The sequence below is a fragment of the Paenibacillus sp. FSL R7-0312 genome, assembly GCF_038004445.1.
Taxonomy (GTDB): Bacteria; Bacillota; Bacilli; order Paenibacillales; family Paenibacillaceae; genus Paenibacillus_AQ.
The window spans coordinates 7,368,951-7,384,494 of the sequence record NZ_JBBORE010000001.1 but is presented as its reverse complement, the minus strand read 5'-3'; the positions used below and the strand labels follow the sequence as shown (position 1 = coordinate 7,384,494).

The following is a 15,544-nucleotide window of genomic DNA, read 5'->3' as shown; positions in this document are numbered from 1 at the left end:
AATGCAGTCCGGTGCAGACCGTCTGAAACCGGATCTTGAAGCCATGATGAAGTATGCCGGCGGGCTGGAGGCGGAGCTGATCGCGATCCGCCGTGATCTGCACAGCCATCCGGAGCTGCTCTACGATGTGGCCCGCACTTCCGGCAAGGTTGCTGCGCACCTGGAGTCATGGGGGATTGAAGTGCGGCGGAATGTGGGCCGGCATTTCGGGAGGGGAGTCACCGGGACGCTGCGGGGAACGGCAGGGAGCGGACCGGTAATTCTGCTGCGGGCGGATATGGACGCGCTGCCGGTTGCTGAGCTGAATGAGGTGGACTATAAGTCCAGGAATCCTGGTGTTATGCACGCCTGCGGGCATGACGCCCATACGGCGATGCTGCTCGGGGCCGCGCAGACACTGGCGGCATTCCGGCATCAGCTGAGCGGGACGGTGATCTTCGTCTTTCAGCCGTCGGAGGAAGGCGCAAGCCGGAGTCCGCTGGACGGGCACCTGCTCTCCGGCGGTAGGGATATGATCGAAGACGGCATTCTGGAAGGTGTGGACCAGTGTTATGCGCTGCATGTGATGCCGGAGCTTGCCGTTGGTAGGCTGGGCATTCATCCCCGGTATGCCATGGCGGCCTCAAGCCATTTCACCGTGAAATTCCGGGGCACCGCCGGACATCACAGCGCACCGCATGAAGCGGTCGATGCTATACAGATGGCGGCACGGTTTGTGACCGAAGCCAATGGGCTGATGGCCAATCGGATCAATCCGTCGGAAGCAGCGGTGCTGGCCTTCGGCACACTGCGTGCTGGAACAGCAATCAATGTCATTGCTGAGCACAGTGAGCTGACCGGCACCTTCAGAGCCTTCACGAAATCAACCGTCAGCCGGATTACGGAAGGACTGAAGCGCCACGCTGCAGCGATAGCCTCGGCATATGGAGGCAGCAGCAGCCTGGAGCTGCGCGAAGGCATTGCCGTGGTGAACGACGGCTTGGCCGTTCAGCGGATGCTCGGCGCAGCGCGCAAGGTGCTGGGAGATGAGAAGGCGTATCTGCTGGAGCAGCCGAGCCTGGCCGGGGAAGATTTCGGCTGGTATCTCGATCAGGTGCCCGGGGCGTTTGCCTTTATCGGCTGCGGCAATGCGGAACAGGGGATAACCTATGCGCTTCACCAGCCCCGGTTCAACATTGATGAGGCTGTGCTGGTACAGGGCGCCAGAGTATTGGTGAGGCTTGCTGCTGAGTAGTATTAAATCAGGTATATTACACATTTGGATAAATTGTATATCAGCAAAAGAAAGGATGCCAGCCCTTATGAAAAGGGAGGCATCCTTGTTGTTGCTGACCTCACGCTGTCAGCTTATTTGCGGTTACGCAGGCGCTCAAGCTCAGCCTCTACCGCGCTATTCATCGGAGATTCAGGAGCTGCTGCTGCTGCCAGTCCGGATTGCTCAGCAAGGGCTTCCTGCATGGCAATCTTGTCCTCCATCCGTTCGAAGCCGCGGGATGCGCTGCCGGCGTTCAATACCTGGCCACGGCATCCGGCCGGGGAACCAGAGGCGCTTGCTTGAGCCGCCTGCTTCATCTCTGCCGCTTTGCGGGCACGTTCCGCCAGCTCTGCTCTTTTGGCTTTGAGGCGTTTATGTTCTTCCTTCACATTCGCCAGTTGAACCTCAAGCGAGGCGAGTGTGGCCTGAGTCTCCTGCAGTCCGGCTGTGCATTCCTGTCCGCTCTCCGTATAGCGCAGTTTAGCCATTACCGCAGCGCGGGCTGCCGGCTCATTGCCTTCACTCATGGCTTGAACAGCTTCCGCTTCGCTGCGCTCCGCAAGCACCTGATATTCATAGATGCGGCGCTCCAGCACACTGGCAGCGGCTTTGAATTCACGCTGTTTGCTCTCGGCATCGGTGATTTTATCCTCCAGATCCCGCAGATATTGGCCGGTAAGCAGCATCGGATCTTCCAGTTTGTTCAATCCCTCGTGGATAGCTGCTTTGGTTAACGTTGTGATTCTTTGAAATATACTCATGATTATGATCTCCTTTTTAGTTGGGGTGGGTGTAGCAGAAATGAAGGATTAGTAGTCGAAACCGTCAGTGAAGCCGCCATAGGATTCTTTGGGCACGATGACACTGCCGATGACATAGAGGACTAGGACGGTACCGAAGCTAAATACGGCAGCGGCGGCTACGAGCAATCTAACAAGGGTAGTGTCAACATTGAGCCAGCGTGCCAATCCTCCGCATAAGCCTGTAAGTTTGCTGTCAGTTACGGAACGGTATAATTTTTTCATATGAATATCTTCCTCTCTTATATGGTGATCGCCGGTTGGCGGCGTGTTCACTGCGTTGTCTATGTATGTATTGTACGAATTAATCCCGCGCAGCAAAACAGCCTGCAGACTGTTATTTGTTCCCGACCTTAGTCGGGGATGCTGACCGCAATAGGACGGGGAGAGGTCGGGAAAATACGGATGAATCCAGGAAAACACGGATTTTACACAAAGAGGTCTTGTTGTTCATTCGGGGTTAATACTGGAGGATTAAACTGTACTCTAGCGGAGCCTATCATAAACATACGGGAGGACTGGCCTCATGGGGATTCACAAGTATTTTCGCTCTCTGAACGAACTGGAACGCATTATCCGCTGTCCGGGCAAATTCAAATTCGAGGAGCACAGCGTAGCGGCCCATTCCTGGAAGGTCGTACAATACGCCAAAACACTGGCTGATATTGAAGAGAAACACGGTGCGGTGATCGACTGGAAGAAGCTGTACGAGATTACGAGCAGCCATGATTACGGAGAGATTTTTATCGGGGACATCAAAACGCCGGTGAAGCACTCCTCACTCCAGCTAAGGTCGCTGATTCAGCAGGTTGAGGAGGGCATGATCGACAACTTCATCAAGGAGCATATCCCGGATGAGTTCAAAAGCACCTTCTACCATCAGCTGCGCGAGGGCAAGGACGAGTCGATTGAAGGCTTGATTCTGGAGGTTGCCGACAAAATGGATCAGGTATATGAAGCTTTTGCCGAGCTGCAAAGAGGGAACACGGAGAAGGAATTTGTGGTGATGTACCGCAATGCCCTGATCAAGATCAAGAACATTGAGCTGAGATGTGTGGATTACTTCCTGGCAGAAATTCTGCCGGATATGGTGAATGAAGAAACACTGTCCTCCATTGATATTAAAAGAATTACGGAAGAGGCGCTGGCTCTGTAGATGAGCTGTGGCTCTTTTTTCATATATACATATAGAAATACGTCAGGCCTGAAGGTGCTTGCTTGCGTAAGCCCGGGCATACAGCACGGCCGATCCGTTAAAAGCGATATGCAGCGGAATCGTCAGCAGGAGGGAGCCAGTCACCTGTGCGAATAACCCGAAGAAGATCCCTCCGGTAAAAGCAAAGAGCATAAACCTGACGCTCTCGCGGTTCAGCCTGTAATACTGCAAATGGGACACCGCGAACAGCAGCGAGGTTAGGAGAATAGCCCAGCTTATATCGATGATGGAATTGGAATGCAGCTGACCGAGTGCCGGATGGCGCGCAAGTACGGGTAGGATAAGTCCTCTGAAGGCAATCTCTTCAAAGACAGGGAAGGCAAGGACGAAGTTGATTGTATTATAGGTTCCCGCAGGAGAATAGCCGGAGGTTCTTGAGATGATCAGGTTCACAAGCAGAATGACAAGGAATAACGGAAGCACCTTCATCACTTGCTGTGGAGCGTTGAACGTATAGCTGTTGTTCCAGAGAACACTTACCCCAATCATGGCGGCTCCCCAATAATAAATGGTAAATCGTGCTTGTTGCTTAGAGACAACTCCCAGTATTCCCTCGAATATCTTGTATGAAAAAGACAGCAGCATAGCAGTAGCGAATGATTCCAGTAACAGCATAAGTGATTACCCTCCGGTGAAAGTGAAAGTGTGTTCAGAACTTCTTCTGATTCTTGCAGCTTTGCAGTTAGAAATCTATTACATATATTACAATAGTGAAGGAGATGAATGTTACGGCGGGAAGTTCGGATGAAATGCTACGATAAAGGAAAAATAAGAATGGTGCGTTATATTAGACAGCAATTTTGTGCTATTTGTGAATCAATTTTACGGTGGAATCAGAGAAGGATAGCCGATACAATGATTCTGTATCCACAATAAAATACAATTCATTCACAAATGGAGGTTACATTAACTTATGAATCATAGGGAATTTGCCCCTACTCCGCCAATGGGCTGGAACAGCTGGGATTGCTATGGTGCTTCAGTGACAGAGGCGGAAGTGCGGGGAAATGCCGATTATATGGCCCGCAACCTGAAGGAGCATGGCTGGGAATATATTGTGGTTGATATTCAGTGGTATGAGCCTGGGGCAGTGTCGGACCAATACCGTCCTTTTGTCCGTCTGGAGACAGATGGCTATTCCCGGCTGATCCCAGCGGTGAACCGTTTCCCTTCGGCAGAAGGCGGCCTTGGATTTAAGCCGCTTGCAGATTATGTGCATAGTCTAGGCCTCAAGTTCGGAATTCATATTATGCGTGGTATTCCCCGGCAGGCGGTTCACGACAATACACCTATTAAGGGAACAGCGGTGACAGCACGCGATATCGCGCATACCTGTTCCTTCTGCGGCTGGAACACGGATATGTATGGTGTGGATGCTTCTAAGGAAGGTGCGCAGGAATATTACAATTCTTTATTCGAGCTGTACGCTTCATGGGATGTCGATTACATCAAGGTGGATGACATCGCAGATTCCTGGCTGCATGGCGGCCCGCATCTGGCTGAGATCGAGCTGATCCGCAAAGCCATTGACCATACTGGCCGCAGTATTGTGCTGAGCCTGTCGCCGGGACCTGCACCTGTGAAGCATGCGGAATTCTTGGAGAACCACGCGAATGTATGGAGAATGACGGATGATTTCTGGGACCGCTGGCCGCTCCTGCTGGATATGTTCGACCGCTGTTCCACTTGGGAAGGCCGGCCTAAACCCGGCTGCTGGCCGGATTGTGATATGCTGCCGCTTGGGCGTATTGGAATACGCGGTGTACAGCATGACCGCTGGACAAACTTCACGAAGGACGAGCAAGTAACGATGATGACATTATGGACCCTTTTCCGTTCGCCGCTGATGTTCGGAGGCGAGATGCGTGACAACGATGAATGGACACTGTCACTACTGACTAACCAGGATGTACTGAATATGCACCGCCACAGCTGTAATGCCCGCCAGATCAGCCGTACCGGTGATAGGGTAGTGTGGTTAGCCGAAGGACCTGAAGGAGAGCGGTTCGTAGCCTTATTCAACACAGGGGAGTCACTGGCGGAGGTATCCATATCTATTGCCGATTTGGGAATAGTGGGCAGGGTTAACGCCAAGGAACTATGGACCGGGAAGCAGACAGGTCCGCTCGAAGATACGCTGAGTTCAGCTATTCCGCCGCATGGAGCAGCGTTGTTCAGAGTTTCGGCGAGGTGAGATATACCTCGATAATATAGCGACAGTGACATATAAAAGTAGAAGCAGTACATTAGCATTATAGCTGACGTCCTGCTTCTATATCTGTCCTGCCGCAGCAACTTTACACTTGAAAACGGTACCCCGCTCCCCATACAGTCTGAATATACTTCGGATTGCCGGGGTCCTGTTCGATCTTGTCGCGCAGCCTGTTGATATGAACAGCTACTGTGGCATTATCCCCCATGGCATCGAAGCCCCATATGCGCTCATACAAGGAATCTCTGCTGAACACGATGTCAGCATGGATAGCCAGGAAATGCAGAAGGTCGAATTCCTTTTTCTTCAACTCCAGCTCCCGGCCATGAAGATAGGCTCTGTGAGATAAGGTGTGGATCACGAATGGACCGATTTCGATGCTGCTGCTCTGGGCTGTCAACCCGTTCCCGCCCTTGAGGCGCGAATATTGAGCTAAATTGGATTTGACCCGGGCCACCAGCTCACTTGGTGAAAAGGGCTTGACGATATAATCATCCGCGCCTAGCCCAAGCCCGCGGATTTTATCGATATCCTCCTGCTTGGCAGTAACCATAAGGATAGGAATATCCAATTGGCCTCTGAGCTTGCGGCAAACCGAGAAGCCATCTTCCCCAGGCAGCATCAGATCGAGCAGAATAAGCTGGAATTGTCCTGAGAGTGCCAGCTCGATCCCGGTGATCCCGTCTTCCGCGACCTCCACGGAGAATTGATTAATTTCCAGGTAGTCACGCTCAATGGATGCGATCGCACTGTCATCTTCAATGATTAATATTTTTGTCATAGTTAGCCCCTTTATCCAGCACTGGCAATTGGATGATGATGCACAAGCCTCCTTCAAGAGAGGGTTTAGCGTGAATACTGCCGCCCATCCGGCTGACTGCTTTTGCGGTTATTGCAAGCCCTAATCCACTGCCCTTGGTAGGGTTGTTGCGCGAAGGATCGCTGCGGTAGAACACATCAAACAGCTTATCAAGCGCATTCTCCGGCACGCCGGGTCCATTATCCTCCAGGTAGATAAACATGTCACTTCCCTTAACTTCGGTACGAATAGTTACTTGAACACGCTCTTTCATTTTATATTTCCAGCTATTCTCCAGGATATTGAAGAAGATACTGCTCAGCTGCGCCGGATCGGCAAAGATATGCACATCTTGAGCCAGAGCAGCAATGATTACATCCAGCCCTTTCTCTCTATATTCTTCGGCAGTAGCTTTAATTAAGGAGAGAAGCTCTTGATTGACTTCCAGGACCTCCGGTTCATAAGGATAATCCCCCAGATCCATTTTGGAGAAAAGAAAGATTTTACCCACCATCCGGTCAATATCCTCAGCTTTAGTCTTGATCATGTGAATATATTTCTTCTGGGATTCAGGGGTTGTGGCCACACCATCCAGCAGACCCTCTGAATACGCCCGGACCGAGGTCAGCGGAGAACGGAGATCATGCGAGATACCGGCAAGCAGCTCCCTGCGGCTCTCATCCTGCTTCTGAATCAGCCGCTGAGACTCCTTAAGGCGTAGGGCCATGTCATTAAAATCTTCACAAACGGGAGCGAATTCATCCTTATTCTCGTAGTGAATTCTAACATCGAGATTGCCGTCCCTGATCTGATGAACTCCCTCTGCCAAAGTATCCAGGGGCTGCTTGATCCGTTTGAATACAAACCGGGTTAGAAATTGATTCGTCAAAATAATAGTGGCGATGATCCCCAGGGTGATCACAATAATGAAGGTAACCATAGCTGGAGTGACCTTCCCGTTATCGTAGTTGGTTGCCGTGCTGAAAATGCAAACGGTATATGCTCTGCCGCCAACCCGCAGTTGTTCTGCATAGACCTCCTGGTCCTTGACGGAAGCAAAACCCTCTCCATCCATGGCCCAAATCGCCTGCAGCAGCTTGTCTGTCTGCCCGCCCTCAAGGAGGCCAAAGCTGAACAGACTTTTCGTTGAGGAATAAATAACGAGACTCAACCCGTCTCTCTGCAATATATCTTCGATCTTACGTGTGGTTTGTTCCTGATTCCCGTCTCTGCTGTCCTCAAGCAGCTTCGTGGACAGCTGAATCAAATCATCGTATCCGGTATAGAACGGGCCTTGCTTATCCTGCTTCGATACTTGAAAAAGAAGTGCCACACCAACAAAAGCAATGATCAGGGAAATACATACCGGTATTACAATCATAAGGATATTTGAGATGAACAAGCGCCGCTTAATGGTCATACCCGGTTCCTTCCTGTCGACATTTTCTCGTATATTTAATGCAATCATAACATCCTTGCAGCAGGGCTGCTAATCTGTACGCAAGGCGTAGATGGGCCGGAGTCTTGCCGCTTTGTTGGCGGGCATGATGCCGAAGAACACACCGATAAAAAGTGAGAATATAAACGAAATCGTCACCATGTTCCAGGCATAACCTACCTGCAAGGCTGTCAATTGGCCGACAAGCCAGGTTAGCCCTAATCCCACTCCAATGCCGATGATTCCGCCCAAGGTGCTAAGCACAACCGACTCAATGATGAATTGCAGCAGAACATCTATCTTTTTGGCGCCAATCGCTTTGCGTATGCCGATTTCGCGGGTGCGTTCGTTCACCGAAATAATCATAATGTTCATAATTCCGATTCCGCCGACGAAGAGGGAAATCCCGGCAATCCCGGCGAGGGCCATGGACAGGGTGCCGGAGGTCTTCTTCAAGGTGTCCAGCATCTGCTTGGAATCGAAGATGCTGTAGGCATCCTTGGCGTGCAGAAACTTTTTGTCCAGAATCTGTGAGACGGCTGCTTTAACAGGCGCTACGTCAGTTTCACTCAAGGCGGTTATGGCAAAAGTCTGAATGCCCTTGCTCTGCAATAGCCGCTCGGAAGAAGCCAAGGGGATCAGGATTTTCTTATCATTTGATCCGCTGAGTGAGGAGCCTTTCGCCTGCAGCAAGCCTACAATTTTGAAGGTTGTGCCGTTCAGCTGGAGTTCATGGCCAACCGGGTTTTCAGCACCAAACAGCTTTTTAGCGGTTTCTGTACCGATTAGAGCAGTCTTCTGCCGGTACTCGTTGTCGATATCAAGCAGGAACCGGCCGGACTGAACATGAAAGTTCTGCACCTTCTCGTAACTCGGGGTGATGCCTTCGAGCGAGACGGTGGTATGGACCGAAAGGTACTTGGCGGTTACATTGCTGCTGATCGTAGGCGAAACCTGGTCTACACCAGGCAATTTGCCGAAAGCTGCGACTTCCTCATTCGTGAGGGAGGTGACTGTTCCGCGTCCGGCGATCATTACCGTTAACTGGTTGGTGCCCAAATCACTGAACTGACTGGTGATCTGGCCCGTGACACCCTGTCCAACCGAGACAAGCAGGATGACCGAGGATACCCCGATGATAATACCCAGCATGGTGAGGAAGGAACGAACCTTGTTGCCGACGATGCTCATCAGCGCCATTCGTATACTCTGAAAAAGAATCATTGGTCATTTCTCCGATCTTCCACCAGACATCCATCTTGAATCCGGATCACCCGCTTCGCTTGTTCAGCAATCTCCAGATCATGAGTAATTACAATAATGGTATGCCCCTGTTCATTCAGCATTTTGATCATTTGCATGACCTCTTGTCCTGTCTTGGAATCCAGTGCCCCGGTAGGCTCATCGGCAAGCAGAATGGGGGGATTGCCGGCCAGTGCTCTGGCGATGGCGACTCTCTGCTGCTGGCCTCCCGACAGCTCACTGGGACGATGATGCATCCGGTCCTGAAGGCCCACCTTCTCAAGAGCTGCAGCGGCCAGCTGTCTTCGCTCACGGTGAGACAAGCCCCGGTAGACAAGCGGCAGTTCGACATTTTCGATAGCGGATAATTTCGGAAGCAGGTTGAAGTTCTGGAAGATGAAGCCTATTTTCTCGTTACGGATTTGCGCCAGACGGTTATCGGATAATCGCCTGACGTCTTGACCGTCCAGCAGATAGCTTCCTTCATTGGGAATATCCAGGCAGCCTATCATGTTCATCAGAGTTGATTTTCCTGATCCAGAAGGGCCTATGATGGCAACGAACTCGCCGTGATGGATAACAAAAGAGAGGCCTTTGAGTACCGTCATCTGTTCCTTGGCCATCATATATCCGTGGACCATATGCTCAATCCGGATCAGGGGTTCTGCAGTCATTGGACACCGCCTTCAGCGCTGCCGCTGTTGTCGAAGCCGCCTTCATCTCCGCCACCCATGTCGAACAGGCCCGGGGCCGCAGGAGCGGCAGTGCTGGCAGCCACGATTGTTGGAACAATCACCTGTTCTCCTACGCTCAGACCACTGGCAATTTCAATCCGGCTTTCATCGTGTATACCTACAATAACAGCCTTTGTCTGTATTGGAGGCGGAGTGGCGGAGCTGCCCTTGGCGGAAGGGGTCTGCTCCGGCTTCTGCTCTTGCACCTGAACGTAATATTTGCCATCCTTTTGCGTCACGGACTCGATGGGAAGGAGGAGAATGTTGTTCTTCTCCTCAATCGTAATCAGCCCTTGTGCCGACATGCCCGTTCTGGCTCCGTTAGAGTCAGCGAGCAGAAGAGTCACTTCAAAGACGGAGACGCCGCCCGTCACCGTTCCCTCGTCAGCAATTCGCGTGACTTTGCCCGGATAGGCTGTAGTGGGCAAGGCATCCATTCTAAGGGTCGCCGGCATGCCCAGCTTAATCTTGGGAATATCCAGTTCATCAATCTTGATAGTAACGCTCAGATTCTTGTAGTCGGTAATGGAGAATACTTCGGCTCCGTCCGTGACCATCCCGCCTGAGGAGGCGCTGATCTTAGTGACTGTTCCGTCCATAGGTGCCTTAATGGAAGCGGGAGGGATGTGATCCTTCTTCAGTGCTTCAAGCTCGGTCAGTGTCGCCGTAATCGTATCCTTAGTTCTTTCAATAGCAAGCTTCGCCGCATCGACTTCGGATAGGATAGCACCGTCCATGATGAGCTTCTTATACTGATCCTGTTTTTCCTGCAGATCATTTTGCGACTGTCTGAGCGTATTTTCCTGTATTCTCACGTTGCTGGCTACATTGGCTCCCTCATAGGTCAGCAGAACCTGGCCCTTTTTTACCTGTTCATTTTCCTGAACCGATACCCGGGCTACATTCCCCGAGTCCTTAGCATAGACAATTTTTGTATTCGTGGCTTTCACAGTGCCGGAGCCTTTCACGGTGACGGAGAGATCGCCCTTTGTCACCGCAGTTGTTTGAACAGCGGGATGATTTCCTTGCGTGCTCTTGTCCGGCCACAAGCTAAAGGCTATGATTCCTGCGGTCACAATTATTGCGGCTGATAGCCAGACTGTTTTTTTGATGTTCATAGCGATCCTCCGCTATCTGGATTTGTCGTGTTTTTCGGGGCAGTGGTTGCCTCCGGGGCTTTCGCCGCAGGCGTGTAGGTCAAGTTGTAGCTTTGGCTGCCCAAGAGAATTTTCTCTCCCTGGAACTCATCATATATAGTCACAAGGAATTTTCCGCTCCGGAGTGTCTTATAAGCGCTGCTTGTCAAGGTTGCCGAATAGGTCAGGAATCTTCCTGTCACCAGATCGGTCCCAGGTACAAGTGTCTTTTCCTGCGTCTGACCGAGAGGATCTGTCAGCTGCACGACCAGCTTATGCGCGTAAGCGCCCATATCATACAGATTATCCTTGGCAAGGGAGTAGATCAGATTAACATTCAGCGTATCCTGCCCCTCAGCTACAGCTCCCGTGGCATTGGTTACTGTGAACGTGTATGGGAACAATTGCAATCCGTTACCAAGGGTGGTCAGTGCAGCGGGAGTCTGAATATGGAGTCCGAGTGCTTGAGGGTTAATATAGGCTGTCGGAGTCCCGCTTGGTGCTGTCAGCTTACCTTCGCTAACCCCTTCTCCGACGGAGAGCATCAGCTGGGAGGCATCGAGGGATGCGGGCAGCTTGCTCCACACGGTCACCACATTCTTGCCCTTGGGTGCAGTCGCAAGCACGGATTGGCTGACTTCCGCTTCATAATAGGTATTGTCTGGCGTCTTGTAGTACGCCACGAGTCTGGACAATTCCGCTTTCCGGGCTTCAAGACTGTTTACCTCAAGCTCCGTATACACAATATTCTGGCTCGTCCCGTTATATAGGATCGTCCGGCGTTCTTTGACCTCCGCCCGTTTGCCTGCGGTTTCGATGTTGAACGCTGTTGTACCGTCGGCTGCCGGAGGGATGCCGGGGGCTACCTGCCGTGTGTTCAGGGAGAGGAAGGCTTCCGCAGTATCGTCCGCACCGCTGTTCAGTCCGATCTTGATTTGATCGAGTGACTGCTCATACGGGAGCTTGCCGATCACATAATACACTGCGCTGGCTCCTGCGGCGAGCTGCTGGCTGGAGCCTGCGGCCACTACCTGCACCGAAGGGTCCAAGGCGGTTTGTCCTGCTTTGATTCCCCCTGTAAAAGCAGGGAGTATCACTGCCGCATCTCTGGCATTGCGGATCCTGATTTTGGCCACAAGCAAATCCTCGGTAGTCCACGGCAGGCGCTGAACCGATTCCAGAACGACGCCGAAGGTTCCGAAGCTGTTATCAATGGTGTACTCGGAGTCTACGGAGTTATTCATTTCCAGAGCATATGGGATTTGGTACAAGGCTGCAGGAAAGAGCACCTTGCCCTCGGCGGCCGGCTCCACCAATTGGAGCTTAAGCGTCCCCTGGTTCACATTAAGCGGTACTTCAGCAGAGAACGGCAGGATTTTCTCTTCAAGTGGCTTCAGCGTAAGGCTTGCAAGCGCCTTGTTATTGATGGGGAAGGAGTAGCCTTCCTTGGCTATTACGGATAATTCATAAGCCGGCAGGGTGACTGCTTTGTTACCGGCATTTTTGATCCGCAGCTGTATCGTCCACAAGGCTTTTTCACCTGTAGAGGAGACAGATGCTTTTTGTAGCTGGGTCTCAATGGTATTGCTGTTGATCCCGATTTTTTTGACCGCATAGGCATTCACGTTAAGGCTTGGATAGGTTGCGTCCGGGAGCCGGAAGGAGACCACAGGCAAGTCAACCTTAAGTCCTGCATTCTCCTCAGTAATTAACAACGACATCTTTGTTGTTGTTATGTAGGAAGGAATTTCAGCCAGGTAGTAGACCTTCTTATTCTCACCGGACTGCACTTTGTAATCACGGCTGGCACTATCCAGCGTCAGCTCAAGTGTGGAGCCGCCGGAGGATTCGAGGTACACCCGGTGGCCGGGTGCAGAGAGTGCCTTAGCGCCAAGATTCGTTAAGCCCAGAGCGACTTTGGCATAGGTCTTGTTATTGAAGCGGTAGATTTGCAGACTGTCCGGCTTCAGGGTAATCGGAAGGTTGCTGATGGTGATTTTTTGGCTTATACCCTGCTGAACGTAAGGGGTATAAACGGCCGGAACAGTGAAGCCCCCAAGCTTCTTCTGGTAGTCAGAGCCGCTGAAGTCGAAGCCGAATAGTGAAATCTTGATTCCGCCAGGCTTGGCTGTCTTATTGATGTTTGCATAGTAGGTTACAGATAATTGTTCTTTGGGAGCGACCTCCAGCTTAGCTTTATCCTCCGGAATAGGGCTGCCTTTAAGCGTTGCTCCCTCAGGAGTGGTAACCTTGGAGAAGATATTGAACAGCTTATAAGAGCTGCTGCTTGTATTGCTATAAGTCAGTGTATAAGTCAGGCTGTTTCCGCCATTCCCCCTGGCCAGCTGCACATCGGTCAGCTTTACGCTAACTCCAGCCTGAATGGCCACAGAGGACAGTTGAGACAAGGCGTGGGTATGATTTTGCTGCGGCTTATTTACAGTAACGCTGCTGGACGCCGCAGATGCAGATAAACCCAAGTGTTGACTTGCAATAATCGCTCCCAATACCAGAGCGGCATAGGCACGGTAATTCTTCATTTCATTCCCTCCTAACATTCATCATCCGTCTATGGCTAGGTCAGCCGCTAGAAGATGTTTCTTATCTTAAGGCAAAGGTTTAACACAGGCATAAATAAAAGGAGGAAGAATCCGGGTTAAAGTTAAATAAGAGATAAACTTTTTATAAATTCTTGTATGTGTGTTTAGCCTGCCTACCAAATTAGATAATCCTAAATCCAATTCACCTCCCGAACAGCGTATAATAATGAAAACATAACATCTGGTGAGCAGAGGCAGGAGGATCAGGATGGTACAGGAATTTGATAAGTTCAGCTGGGTGGGCAGCGATGATATGTATTCGGATCATCCGATAACGCTTACACATAAGAGTATGGTTATCGGCCGTTACGGCGGGAACACTGCAGCAGGTGCAGATAAGAATGAAGATGGTGCCTATGTATTACTGGAACCCGGCGGCGGCTGGGAATTCACCATGCTTCTGGATGCGCACAAAACTGCAGAGAGTGCGGAGCTACTGGTCCGTACAATCGACAGAGAGGCTGGCGAAATCATTAAGCTCCTCTCCCTGCCGGTTCATCAAGCGCTTCACGCGCTGGAGGGACTTCTGTTGTCTATATTCAAATCGGAGGATTTCATAAGGCAGTGCCGGCAGGTTACAGGGGAGACGGCGTGCCTGATCTGCGTACGCATGGAGAATTACATCTGGTGGTTCTCGGTAGGCGATAATTCGCTGTATTTGCTGCATCCGGAGCTTGCCGCCCGCGGGCAGTATGCATTGAACCAGCGTAATTTCTATGAATGGATCGGATTCGTGAATACCTTCGCCCAGCCCGTTGCCTGTTACTCCTCGGGAATCCGTGAGTTGCGGCAGGGGCCTAACATGATCGTGCTGACCACGGACGGTCTTTTGGAGGTTGGAGCGAGGGTACTGGAGGACCCGCGCAGACTTTATCTTGCTTTTACAGGGGAGGACGATATGGGTATTTGTGTAAAAGGCTTGTTGACGGATGTGCATCAGCAGTTAGGGCGGGACAGCGCTACGGTTATTGCCTGGAGTTACGATAATAGCAAGGGGGCTGCTATGCCTAGTGATTAGGGAGATTAAAGTAAGGAAGGGAAGAGGATACAAATGAAAGCAAAGCGAACTGGCGGCCGGGTGCTGCACATCGTAATGTATCTGTTATTTGGAGTGTATTTGCTATTTGTTATGCAAATTGTTCTGTTTAAGACAATTCCCGTAACTTCTATGTTTGATTTGGATTCCCAGCTGAGAAGTATAAATGTGATTCCTTTCCACACCATTGCCGGGTTTGTTACCAATGAGACCATGGGAAGTATGAGGGCGCTAGCGAATATACTGGGTAATATTGTTATTTTTATTCCTTTGGGGCTGTTTGTTTCTTATCAGGGCCACGGCAAATCTTTTAGGGTCAAGGCCATTATTATTCTGTCCGTTTCTCTGGCTCTGGAAATGGTTCAATATATTCTGGCTCTGGGCAGCAGCGATGTTGATGATATTCTGTTGAACTTTGCAGGCGGGATGCTGGGAATCGCTGTGTACAAGGGAATGAGCCGGATGATATATTCGCGGCAACGTCTTTTAGGGGCGATTGTCGGATTCTATCTGCTGTCGGGTATCGGGGGAATCGTTGGGATTGGGTTGGTCCAACCTGAACTGCTGCCATTCATGGATACTGGGGTAGAGTATGTCACCGAAAATAAGCCGGAGCTGGGCGGAATAGACGTATATATGAAAGGTGATTTATCCGGTAGGCTGGCTGCGGTGGAGGAGAATTCATTCACGTTATCTACGGAATCCGAGGCTGTTATGGTTAGCGGCAAAGACAGCAGTGAATTACCTGAGTATGTAATCGAGGATCAGCAGATATCTATCAATGCATCTACGCGGATCTTCTTCGAGTATGTTCGTGTGGAGAAGAAAGGTCTTTTGAAATTCAAGGTTATAAGCAGATATGAAGAAAAAAATCCCGGAGATCTCGGAACAATAATGAATTCACCAGTTAAAGAGACAGACACAATGCCCACTGCCAGAGTGTGGCTTACCGGTAGTTCTGAGCCAACCGCCATGGTACTGTTGGTTGTTGTTCAGGAGGAATAAAAAGCTGATCCTACCAAACCACCTAAATTCAACACAATAAGTGGAAGAACCTGTGAGGTGAATGGGCTAAA

14 protein-coding genes are annotated in these 15,544 nt (G+C 50.9%); 5 read left to right on the top strand and 9 right to left on the bottom strand.

Annotation, left to right across the window (positions count from 1 at the left end; genetic code table 11):
* The first annotated feature begins 1 nt into the window (after position 1).
* Positions 2-1,234, top strand: a complete 1,233-nt coding sequence (locus MKX70_RS31835) for a M20 metallopeptidase family protein (RefSeq protein ID WP_081956406.1) — start codon at positions 2-4, stop codon at positions 1,232-1,234.
* 113 nt (positions 1,235-1,347) lie between these two features.
* On the opposite strand, the gene MKX70_RS31830 is transcribed toward MKX70_RS31835, so the two are convergent.
* On the bottom strand, positions 1,348-2,016 hold the full coding sequence (locus tag MKX70_RS31830) for a PspA/IM30 family protein (RefSeq protein ID WP_340789543.1): 669 nt from the start codon (positions 2,014-2,016) through the stop codon (positions 1,348-1,350).
* Between the two features lie 48 nt (positions 2,017-2,064).
* Complete coding sequence (locus MKX70_RS31825) at positions 2,065-2,280, bottom strand: PspC domain-containing protein (protein ID WP_042211185.1); 216 nt, start codon at positions 2,278-2,280, stop codon at positions 2,065-2,067.
* A 301-nt stretch (positions 2,281-2,581) separates the two neighbouring features.
* Here MKX70_RS31825 and MKX70_RS31820 point away from each other — a divergent pair, with 301 nt between their 5' ends.
* The gene (locus tag MKX70_RS31820; RefSeq protein WP_042233482.1) at positions 2,582-3,211 is read left to right on the top strand and encodes a YfbR-like 5'-deoxynucleotidase; all 630 of its coding nucleotides are present in this window, start codon (positions 2,582-2,584) and stop codon (positions 3,209-3,211) included.
* A gap of 42 nt (positions 3,212-3,253) precedes the next feature.
* On the opposite strand, the gene MKX70_RS31815 is transcribed toward MKX70_RS31820, so the two are convergent.
* Entirely contained in the window at positions 3,254-3,886 is a 633-nt protein-coding gene (locus MKX70_RS31815; protein WP_340841535.1) for a CPBP family intramembrane glutamic endopeptidase, read from the bottom strand.
* Between the two features lie 298 nt (positions 3,887-4,184).
* Between MKX70_RS31815 and MKX70_RS31810 the strand changes: the two genes are divergently transcribed.
* Positions 4,185-5,465, top strand: a complete 1,281-nt coding sequence (locus MKX70_RS31810; RefSeq protein ID WP_340789538.1) for a glycoside hydrolase family 27 protein — start codon at positions 4,185-4,187, stop codon at positions 5,463-5,465.
* A 103-nt stretch (positions 5,466-5,568) separates the two neighbouring features.
* On the opposite strand, the gene MKX70_RS31805 is transcribed toward MKX70_RS31810, so the two are convergent.
* From MKX70_RS31805 to MKX70_RS31780, 6 genes are all read right to left on the bottom strand, one after another.
* Entirely contained in the window at positions 5,569-6,264 is a 696-nt protein-coding gene (locus MKX70_RS31805; RefSeq protein ID WP_042233488.1) for a response regulator transcription factor, read from the bottom strand.
* On the bottom strand, positions 6,242-7,702 hold the full coding sequence (locus MKX70_RS31800) for a sensor histidine kinase (RefSeq protein WP_042233490.1): 1,461 nt from the start codon (positions 7,700-7,702) through the stop codon (positions 6,242-6,244). The genes MKX70_RS31805 and MKX70_RS31800 overlap by 23 nt, the downstream gene beginning before the upstream one ends.
* A 69-nt stretch (positions 7,703-7,771) precedes the next feature.
* Complete coding sequence (locus MKX70_RS31795) at positions 7,772-8,944, bottom strand: ABC transporter permease (protein WP_042233492.1); 1,173 nt, start codon at positions 8,942-8,944, stop codon at positions 7,772-7,774.
* Positions 8,941-9,636 carry an ABC transporter ATP-binding protein gene (locus MKX70_RS31790; RefSeq protein ID WP_042233495.1) on the bottom strand — a complete coding sequence of 232 codons (696 nt, stop codon included), beginning with the start codon at positions 9,634-9,636 and terminating at the stop codon, positions 8,941-8,943. The genes MKX70_RS31795 and MKX70_RS31790 overlap by 4 nt, the downstream gene beginning before the upstream one ends.
* Complete coding sequence (locus MKX70_RS31785; RefSeq protein ID WP_052416073.1) at positions 9,633-10,814, bottom strand: efflux RND transporter periplasmic adaptor subunit; 1,182 nt, start codon at positions 10,812-10,814, stop codon at positions 9,633-9,635. Before MKX70_RS31785 ends, MKX70_RS31790 begins: the two co-directional genes overlap by 4 nt.
* Positions 10,811-13,372 (bottom strand): hypothetical protein, encoded by a 2,562-nt coding sequence (locus tag MKX70_RS31780; protein ID WP_340841534.1) that lies wholly within the window; start codon positions 13,370-13,372, stop codon positions 10,811-10,813. The genes MKX70_RS31785 and MKX70_RS31780 overlap by 4 nt, the downstream gene beginning before the upstream one ends.
* A gap of 268 nt (positions 13,373-13,640) precedes the next feature.
* Here MKX70_RS31780 and MKX70_RS31775 point away from each other — a divergent pair, with 268 nt between their 5' ends.
* A complete protein-coding gene (locus MKX70_RS31775) occupies positions 13,641-14,450 on the top strand; it encodes a protein phosphatase 2C domain-containing protein (RefSeq protein ID WP_340841533.1) in 810 nt (269 codons plus the stop codon).
* A gap of 33 nt (positions 14,451-14,483) precedes the next feature.
* Complete coding sequence (locus tag MKX70_RS31770; RefSeq protein ID WP_340841532.1) at positions 14,484-15,473, top strand: VanZ family protein; 990 nt, start codon at positions 14,484-14,486, stop codon at positions 15,471-15,473.
* Positions 15,474-15,544: the final 71 nt, after the last annotated feature.

Coding starts and splice junctions, on each gene's coding strand:
- MKX70_RS31785 (WP_052416073.1), bottom strand. CDS start 10,814: ATGAACATCAAAAAAACAGTCTGGCTATCAGCCGCAATAATTGTGACC.
- MKX70_RS31770 (WP_340841532.1), top strand. CDS start 14,484: ATGAAAGCAAAGCGAACTGGCGGCCGGGTGCTGCACATCGTAATGTAT.
- MKX70_RS31795 (WP_042233492.1), bottom strand. CDS start 8,944: ATGATTCTTTTTCAGAGTATACGAATGGCGCTGATGAGCATCGTCGGC.
- MKX70_RS31775 (WP_340841533.1), top strand. CDS start 13,641: ATGGTACAGGAATTTGATAAGTTCAGCTGGGTGGGCAGCGATGATATG.
- MKX70_RS31825 (WP_042211185.1), bottom strand. CDS start 2,280: ATGAAAAAATTATACCGTTCCGTAACTGACAGCAAACTTACAGGCTTA.
- MKX70_RS31820 (WP_042233482.1), top strand. CDS start 2,582: ATGGGGATTCACAAGTATTTTCGCTCTCTGAACGAACTGGAACGCATT.
- MKX70_RS31835 (WP_081956406.1), top strand. CDS start 2: ATGCAGTCCGGTGCAGACCGTCTGAAACCGGATCTTGAAGCCATGATG.
- MKX70_RS31815 (WP_340841535.1), bottom strand. CDS start 3,886: ATGCTGTTACTGGAATCATTCGCTACTGCTATGCTGCTGTCTTTTTCA.
- MKX70_RS31810 (WP_340789538.1), top strand. CDS start 4,185: ATGAATCATAGGGAATTTGCCCCTACTCCGCCAATGGGCTGGAACAGC.
- MKX70_RS31780 (WP_340841534.1), bottom strand. CDS start 13,372: ATGAAGAATTACCGTGCCTATGCCGCTCTGGTATTGGGAGCGATTATT.
- MKX70_RS31800 (WP_042233490.1), bottom strand. CDS start 7,702: ATGACCATTAAGCGGCGCTTGTTCATCTCAAATATCCTTATGATTGTA.
- MKX70_RS31805 (WP_042233488.1), bottom strand. CDS start 6,264: ATGACAAAAATATTAATCATTGAAGATGACAGTGCGATCGCATCCATT.
- MKX70_RS31790 (WP_042233495.1), bottom strand. CDS start 9,636: ATGACTGCAGAACCCCTGATCCGGATTGAGCATATGGTCCACGGATAT.
- MKX70_RS31830 (WP_340789543.1), bottom strand. CDS start 2,016: ATGAGTATATTTCAAAGAATCACAACGTTAACCAAAGCAGCTATCCAC.